Genomic DNA, 8156 nt, shown 5'->3' with positions numbered 1-8156 from the left:
CTGATCGAAAACTTCTTCTGCAAACTCAAGGAGTTCAAGCGCATCGCCATGCGCGCCGACAAAACCGACGAGAGCTTCAAAGCCATCATCCATCTCGCCGCCGCCGTCATCAACTCACGATGAATCTCAACAGGCCTTAGTTCCCGGACAGGACTTGACTTGCGACGTTGATATATTTGCGCCCGGCATCCTGCGCCTCGCGCACGGCATCCTCCAGGCTCGCCTCATCGCGCACGCTGGTGAGCTTGATCAGCATCGGCAGGTTGATGCCGGCGATGACCTCGACATGAGCGCTCTCCATGACCGAGATCGCCAGGTTGGAGGGCGTGCCGCCGAACATGTCGGTGAGAAGCACGACGCCGCTGCCACTGTCGACGCGCTCGACGGCGGCGAGAATGTCGGCCCGGCGCTGCTCCATGTCGTCGTCGGGGCCGATCGAGACGGTCTCGATATTGCTCTGAGGACCGACCACATGCTCCAACGCCGCGCGAAACTCGGCCGCGAGCTTGCCGTGCGTGACCAGGACAAGACCAATCATTCATGCGATCCCATCATGCGGCCGCGCACGAAGCGGCCGATCTCAGCCTTTGCATACGGTGGGCCGCAATCATGGGCCGGATGGCTGTTGCAGCGCAAGAGCGTTTGCTGGTGTCCGCAGGACGCGCCGCGCTTGGATGGCGCACTCGATCAAACTCTGACATCATCGCCCGAGAAATCGGCAAGGTCGCCGCCGGCGGCAAGGTGCGACATGGCGTGCAGCACGAGCGCGGCGGCGAGCGGATTCCGCATCGGCACGGCAAGGCGCGGCAGAGCGACGCCGAGGAGCTCGCTGCGCAAATCGTCCGGCTGCGGCAGGCGCGGGATATCGTTTGCCGGCGTCAGATCGGCGAGGAGGCCGATGCGGGCGAGCGGCTCATGGGCGAGGGGCACGATTCCGAGGCCGCGAATCTCGATGCGTCCGGCGATTGCCGCGACGGGGCTCGCCAGCAGGCGGCCGTCTTGCGCCTCGACCAACACCTGATCGTCGCAGACGAGGCGGGCGAAGGCGAACGGACGCGGCTCGCGGATCAGGGACCAGGCAAGCGTCGACTTACCGCTGCCGGAGGCTCCGCGAATGAGCACGCCGCGAGCGCCCAGAAGCACGCAGCTCGCCGCCATGGCCACCGGGCCCGCCGTCGCGCCGCCCGTTTGCATCATTTTGTCGGCAGGCGGACGACCAAGCGGGCGCCGACGATCCGCGCTTGGCCCTGAGTATCCTTGGCGATGCGGTTTTCCGCCCAGATGCGCCCACTGTGGCTCTCGACGATCTGCCGCGAGATCGACAGGCCGAGGCCCGAATTCTGGCCGAAAGCCTCAGTGCTGGGCCGGTCGGTGTAGAAGCGCCTGAAGATGCGTTCCAAATTCTCCGGCGGAATGCCGGGGCCCTCGTCCTCGACCAGGATTTCGATGTGTCGGGCCAGCCGCCGCGCCGTCACCCAGACCCGGCCGTCCGGCGCGGAGAAGGAGCGAGCATTGTCGAGCAGATTGGCGGTGACCTGGCCGAGGCGGCTGGCGTGGCCGGATACGACAAAGGCGTTGCCGCCGGCCTTTGCATCGCGAATGAAAAGCTCTACCTCGCTTTCGTTTGAGTCGCGGGTATCGTTGACGATGGAAATGACCGTGCTGAGCAGATTGGCGATGTCGACCGGCTCGGCCTCCTCGCGAGCCAGTTCGGCATCAAGCCGCGAGGCGTCGGAAATGTCGCTGATCAGCCGATCGAGCCGACTGACATCGTGGCGGGCGATCTTGATCAGACGTGCAAGATCCGCCTTGTTGGTCACCAGAGGCAGCGTATCGACCGCGCTTCTCAGCGAGGTCAGCGGGTTCTTCAGCTCGTGCGCCACGTCGGCGGCAAAACTCTCGATCGCCTCGATGCGGTCATAGAGCGCGTCGGTCATGTCGCGCAGGGTCCCGGACAGGTGGCCGATCTCGTCGTTGCGGTGGGTGAAGTCCGGCAGGGCGGCGCGCGCCTTGATCGATCGCCGGACCCGTTCGGCGGCGTCGGCCAGCCGCCGCACCGGGCCGGCTATGGTGCTCGCCAGGACGATCGACAGCACCGTGGTGACCAGTGCCGCGACGATGAAGACGCGGGCCACGCCGAGCCGCTCGGCATGCAGCACCGCATCGATATCGCCGCCCTGGGTCGACAGCAAGAGGACGCCGAGGACGGCGCGGAACCGGTTTACCGGCACCGCGACCGAGACGACGATCTCGCCTTTGTCGTTGACCCGCACGATGGTTCCCTTCGATCCGGTCAACGCCGCCTGCACCTCGGGATAGCCCTTGCCGTTATCGGGGCCGAGCTCCTCGTAAAACGGCAGGTCGCCGCGGCGCATCCACAACAGCGCCTGGCGCCAAAGCCGCTCGAGCAGGCCGGGTTCTGATTCGAGCAGCGGCGGCAAGTCGTAGCGCAGGATCTGACCGCGCGAGTAAAGGTGACGCGAATCGAGAATGAGCAAGCCGTCGCGGTCATAGATGCGCGCGCGGGTGCCGGTCGGCAGGATCAGGCGCCGCAGGATCGGCGCCACCCGCTCCGGGTTGATGGGAAATTCGAGCTCGCTGAGCCCTTCCTCGACCGGCGCCACGCTTTCGCCCGCGTCGAGCTCCAACAGCTGCTGCGGATTAATGGTGATGGTGTCGGTGTCGGCGGTGGCCGAGGCGGAGATCGCCGCGGCGATGATCTCGCCCTGGGTCAGCAGGCTCTGCACGCGCGCGTCGATCAGTCCCTCGCGGAACTGGTTCATGTAGAGAAAGCCGGAAACCAGAACCAAGAGCGCGCCCAGATTGAGGATGACGATGCGCCGTGAGAGTGTCGAGAAACCCGCATTGCCGATCATGCGCACGGCCCGCCGGGCGGCGGTCAGCCGCCGTCGGAGGAAGATCCACAAACCGCCACGCCGCTCGGGTCGCTGCCAGTATCTTTCGGTTTCGACTGCCATTCCCGTTCATTTTGTGCGGCCAGGCGAGTTCAGGCGTCAGACTCCTTGAACCTGTATCCGACGCCGTACAGCGTCTCGATGACGTCGAATTTGCCGTCGACCGCCTTGAATTTCTTTCTCAACCGCTTGATGTGACTGTCAATGGTGCGATCGTCAACATAAACCTGGTCGTCATAGGCCGCGTCCATCAAGGCGTTGCGGCTCTTGACCACGCCGGGGCGCTGGGCAAGCGCGCGCAGTATCAGGAACTCGGTCACCGTCAGCGTTACCGGTTCGCCCTTCCAAGTGCAGGTATGGCGTTCCGGGTCCATCCGCAGATGGCCGCGCTCCAGGACCCGCGCCTCCTCTTCCTTGAGCGGCGTCACGCTGCGCGGATTGGCCCGGCGCAGGACCGCCCGCACCCGCTCCACCAGCAGGCGCTGGGAGAACGGTTTGCGGATAAAATCATCGGCGCCCATCTTGAGCCCGAACAATTCGTCGATCTCCTCGTCCTTGGAGGTGAGGAAGATGACCGGCATCTCGGTTTGCTGGCGCAACCGGCGCAACAGCTCCATTCCGTCCATCCGCGGCATCTTGATGTCCAGAATTGCCAGATCCGTCGGCTCGGTGCGCAAGCCCTCGAGCGCGCTTGCGCCATCGGTAAAGGTGCGAACCTTGTAACCTTCCGATTCCAGCACAATGCTGACGGAGGTCAGGATATTGCGGTCGTCGTCGACAAGAGCGATGGTCGCCATTGAGTCCCCAATCCTAAACGTGTAACAGCTGCGTCGCCTGTATTGCGGCAACTGGGGCAAATTGTGACGGTCTCGCCACGCGCTAATTCGCCGACTGCCAGGATTTCGGCTTTGAATTTATTATCTTATCTCATCGGCCGAATGAAGTCGCGGGCTTTGATCCATGGCCCAAACGCCGCGATTTTGCAAGGATAAGCCCATGTCCGCGCCGAAGCAGAACGAGGCCTCCGCCAGCCGCCAGATCGTGCGCGCCTCGCGCAAGGCGGCGCTTGCAACGCTTGACGGCGAGACCGGCGCGCCCTTCGCCTCCCTTGTCGCGGTGGCGACCGGCTTTGATGCAACCCCGGTGACGCTGATGTCGACGCTGGCCCGTCACACAAAGAACATCGATCGCGATCCGCGGGCAAGCCTGTTGTTCGAACAGGTTGAACCGGCACCCGAAGGCGGCGACATATTGGCGGCGGGACGGGTCACGGTCATGGGGCGGCTCGAGCGGAGCGACGATGCCGAATTGCGGCGGCGGTTTCTCGCCCGCCATCCCGAAAGCGCCCACTATGCCTCCTTTGCCGATTTTTCCTTTTACGCATTACGGGTGGAATCGGCGCATTTCGTCGGCGGATTCGGCCGTATAGAGACCATGCCCGCCGCGACGTTCCTGTTCGCCGGCGCCAAGGCGGCGCGGCTTGCCGGCGCGGAGGCAGACGTGATCGCGCATATGAATGAAGACCATCATGAAGCCGTCGGCCTCTACGCGACCCGGCTCCTGGGCGCCGCCAAGGGAGCGTGGCAATTCGTCGGGTTCGATCCGGAAGGCGCCGATCTCCTGTGTGAGGGAGCGCAGCGCCGGCTTGTGTTTCCGGACCCGGTTTACGACGCCGATGCGTTGCGCAAAATGCTCGTCCAGCTTGCCGACGATGCCCGGCGCCGGGCGCTCTAAACTCTTTACCACCTCAACATCCAACACCGCCCCGATGCGCGGTCCGCTTGCAAGCGCAGACGCGATGGTTTAGGGCGTCAAGAAAAAAGCAAGACGTGCCGGATAGCCATTTGGGGCTCAAACGGCTTGCGGCGTCGGGCCTCCTGCCGGCCGGGCGCGGGCAAGGGCTGACGTGTCGCCTCATGTGCAACGGGAGGAATCGTTGAAACAGACTGGCGTATTCAACCGCGCGTTCGGAGCGGACAAGTTCGAGTTGCGCGGTCTTGCGGGTCTCAATTGGAACCTTGGCGTTCCGGCGCTCTATGAAGCGGCAATCAGGAACGGCGAGGGCGTTCTGGCGGCAAACGGCCCCTTCGCGGCGGTCACCGGGCAGCACACCGGCCGTTCGCCCAAGGACAAATTTCTGGTGCGCACGCCTGCCAACGAGGCCGAGGTCTGGTGGGACAATGTGGCCTCGCTCACGCCGGATGAGTTCGACCTTTTGCGCCGCGATTTCCTGAAGCACGCCGAGGGCATGGCGCTTTATGCCCAGGATCTCTATGCCGGCGCCGATCCGGCATACCGGCTGCCGGTGCGGGTCTACTGCGAATATGCCTGGCACGCGCTGTTCATCCGCCACATGCTGATCCGCCCGCCGAGGGCCGAACTTGCCGCCTTTAAGCCGCGCATGACAATCATCGATCTGCCGAGCTTCAAGGCCGATCCCGCGCGCCACGGAACGCGCAGCGAAACCATCATCGCCTGCGATTTCGACCGCGGCATGGTGCTGATCGGCAATTCGTCCTATGCCGGCGAGATGAAGAAGTCGGTGTTCTCCTATCTCTGCTACGCGCTGCCGAAGCAGGGCGTGATGCCGATGCATTGCTCGGCCAATGTCGGCGCGAAAGAGGATTCCGCCGCCTTTTTCGGCCTGTCCGGAACCGGCAAGACGACGCTTTCCGCCGATCCGAACCGCACCCTGATCGGCGACGACGAGCACGGTTGGTCGAAGAACGGCATATTCAATTTCGAGGGCGGCTGCTACGCCAAGACCATCAACCTGTCGGCCGCGGCGGAGCCGGAGATCTACGCCACCACCCAGCGCTTCGGCACCGTGTTCGAGAATGTGGTCATCGATCCGGAGACCCGCGAGCCCGATTTCGACGATGGCAGCCTGACCGAGAACACCCGCTGCGCCTATCCCGTCGACTTCATTCCTAACGCCAGCATGACCGGCCTGGCGCCGCACCCGATGAACCTCATCATGCTGACGGCGGACGCCTTCGGCGTCATGCCGCCGATCGCGAAACTGTCTGCGAGCCAGGCGATGTACCATTTTCTGTCCGGCTACACGGCCAAGGTGGCGGGGACGGAAAAGGGCATGGGCCACGAGCCGGCCGCCACTTTTTCCACTTGCTTCGGCGCGCCGTTCATGTCGCTGCACCCGACCGTCTACGGCAATCTCCTGCGCGAGCTCATCGGCAAGCACGCCACCCATTGCTGGCTGGTGAATACTGGCTGGACCGGCGGCCCTTATGGCGTAGGCCGGCGGATGCCGATCAAGGCGACCCGGGCGCTGTTGACGGCGGTCCTCGACGGCAGCCTGGCGCAGGCACCGATGCGCGTCGAACCGAGCTTCGGCTTCGAGGTGCCGCTGGAGATGCCGGGCGTCGACCGCACCATTCTCACGCCGCGCGAAACTTGGGCCGACAAGAAGGCCTACGACGAACAGGCCCGCCGGCTGGTGCAGATGTTCATCGACAATTTCACGCGGTTCGAAAGTCGCGTCGAACCGGACGTGCGCGACGCTGCGCCGGTGATCCGGGAAGCGGCCGAATAGCCGCGTTCGGCTTGGCGATCGTCGCGGCGACCGTCGCTTGAGGCAATGGCAACAGGGGGCAAGAAGGGGGCGGTCGCGGCCGGCCACGAGTTGACGGCGGCGGCGGCGGCCGACGTGCTGCGCGAGGGCGGCAACGCCTTCGACGCGGTGATCGCGGGCTTGTGGATGGCCTGCGTCGCAGAGCCGGTGCTGGCGTCCCCCGGCGGCGGCGGCTTCGTCATGGCGCGCTCGGTCGAGCATGACCGGACCCGTCTGTTCGACTTTTTTGTGCACACGCCGCGGCTGAAGCCCGACCCGGCGAACTTGGAATTCGAAGGCATTCACGCCGACTTCGGCACCACGACCCAGGAATTCCACATCGGCGCCGGCGCAAGCGCGGTTCCGGGTTTCGTGCCCGGCCTCCATGCGCTGCACGCCGCGCTGGCGCGGCTGCCCATGACCCGCCTCGCCGCGCCCGCCGTCGCCGCGGCCAAGGCCGGCGTCGAAGTCAACGACACCCAGGCGCGCGTGTTTCAGATCGTCGGGCCGATCCTGATCCGGTCGCACGAAGCAAGAGCCTTGTTCGCGCCGGACGGAGCCCTGCTTGCAACCGGCGCCATGTTCCGCAACGAAGAGCTCGGCGACGCCATCGACGTCATCGCCCGGGAAGGCCCACGCATCGCCAGCGAGGGCGAGATCGCCGAGGCCATGCTGGCAGTCACGGGCGCTGGCGGCGCGCTCAGGGCGGGCGATCTGAAGGCCTATGCCGTTGCCGAGCGGGCGCCCTTGAGCGCCGCGCTCGACGGCGTCGAGCCGCTCCTCAATCCGCCGCCCTCCTGCGGCGGCGGACTGATCCGCGACATGCTCTTCAACCTGGCGCGGCAGGAACGGCCGCTGTCCGTTGCCGCGCTCAACCTTGCCCGAGCGATCGACGCAACCGACCGGGCGTGGCGGTCGGCGGGCTGCGACATCGGGCAGTTTCTCGGCGCAGCCGGCGCGCCGGGCAAGGGCGCGGCGGTCCGCGGCCGCGGCACCACCCATATCAGCGTCATCGATGCCGCCGGCAACGCGGCGGCCGCCACGGTCAGCAACGGCGAGGGCAATGGCCGCATGGTCCCCGGCTGCGGCTTCATGATCAACAACATGCTCGGCGAGGAGGACATCAACCCGCTGGGCTTCCACGCCTGGCCCGAGGATACGCGGCTGTCCTCGATGATGGCACCGAGCGTGCTGGTTGCCTGCGACGGGACGATCACGGCGCTGGGCAGCGGCGGCTCGAACCGGATCCGCACCGCGCTTTTCCAGGTTTCGGCGCGCCTGCTCGCGGGCGCCGGCGAGCTCGACGAGGCGGTCGCGGCACCCCGGCTGCATATCGAGCACGGCCATCTCGACTTCGAGGATCTGTTCGAGGCCAAGGACCGCGACGCGCTGACCCAAGCCTTCAAGGACCATCGGGCGTGGCCCGAGCGCAGCATGTATTATGGCGGCGTCCACGTGGCGCAGCGTGCGGCGAAGGGCGGCTTTGCCGCTGCCGGCGACCCGCGCCGCGGCGGCGTCGCGCTGATCGTCTAGAGCGGTTCATGGTTATAGGGAATCGATTCGATGGTCCAAATCGGTTCATCCGGGCAGGCGTGGGCCGCGACGCGCGATACGGGATATCGGGCGAGCGCCGCAACGAACCCGGTGGGCCGATTTGGCCCACCGAAGGC

The 8156-nt window shown here is 65.6% G+C and carries 8 protein-coding genes; 4 read left to right on the top strand and 4 right to left on the bottom strand.

Annotated elements, in window-relative coordinates:
* Positions 1-123, top strand: a 123-nt coding sequence (locus Q8P46_18065; GenBank protein ID MDP2622051.1) for a transposase, incomplete at its 5' end; no start/stop codon positions are given.
* A gap of 13 nt (positions 124-136) precedes the next feature.
* Here Q8P46_18065 and Q8P46_18060 read toward each other — a convergent pair.
* From Q8P46_18060 to Q8P46_18045, 4 genes are all read right to left on the bottom strand, one after another.
* Positions 137-538: a PTS sugar transporter subunit IIA gene (locus Q8P46_18060; GenBank protein ID MDP2622050.1), complete on the bottom strand. Its 402-nt coding sequence runs from the start codon at positions 536-538 to the stop codon at positions 137-139.
* A 149-nt stretch (positions 539-687) separates the two neighbouring features.
* Positions 688-1197, bottom strand: a complete 510-nt coding sequence (locus tag Q8P46_18055; protein MDP2622049.1) for an HPr kinase/phosphatase C-terminal domain-containing protein — start codon at positions 1195-1197, stop codon at positions 688-690.
* Positions 1194-2978 carry a sensor histidine kinase gene (locus Q8P46_18050; protein ID MDP2622048.1) on the bottom strand — a complete coding sequence of 595 codons (1785 nt, stop codon included), beginning with the start codon at positions 2976-2978 and terminating at the stop codon, positions 1194-1196. Before Q8P46_18050 ends, Q8P46_18055 begins: the two co-directional genes overlap by 4 nt.
* A gap of 29 nt (positions 2979-3007) precedes the next feature.
* A complete protein-coding gene (locus tag Q8P46_18045; GenBank protein ID MDP2622047.1) occupies positions 3008-3712 on the bottom strand; it encodes a response regulator transcription factor in 705 nt (234 codons plus the stop codon).
* A 199-nt stretch (positions 3713-3911) separates the two neighbouring features.
* On the opposite strand from Q8P46_18045, the gene Q8P46_18040 reads away from it, so the two are divergent.
* From Q8P46_18040 to Q8P46_18030, 3 genes are all read left to right on the top strand, one after another.
* On the top strand, positions 3912-4649 hold the full coding sequence (locus Q8P46_18040) for a pyridoxamine 5'-phosphate oxidase family protein (protein ID MDP2622046.1): 738 nt from the start codon (positions 3912-3914) through the stop codon (positions 4647-4649).
* 202 nt (positions 4650-4851) lie between these two features.
* The gene (locus Q8P46_18035) at positions 4852-6468 is read left to right on the top strand and encodes a phosphoenolpyruvate carboxykinase (GenBank protein MDP2622045.1); all 1617 of its coding nucleotides are present in this window, start codon (positions 4852-4854) and stop codon (positions 6466-6468) included.
* Between the two features lie 45 nt (positions 6469-6513).
* Positions 6514-8019, top strand: a complete 1506-nt coding sequence (locus Q8P46_18030) for a gamma-glutamyltransferase (protein ID MDP2622044.1) — start codon at positions 6514-6516, stop codon at positions 8017-8019.
* Positions 8020-8156: the final 137 nt, after the last annotated feature.

The sequence above is a fragment of the Hyphomicrobiales bacterium genome, assembly GCA_030688605.1.
Classification (GTDB): domain Bacteria; phylum Pseudomonadota; class Alphaproteobacteria; order Rhizobiales; family NORP267; genus JAUYJB01.
This window is presented reverse-complemented; position numbering and strand designations above follow the sequence as displayed.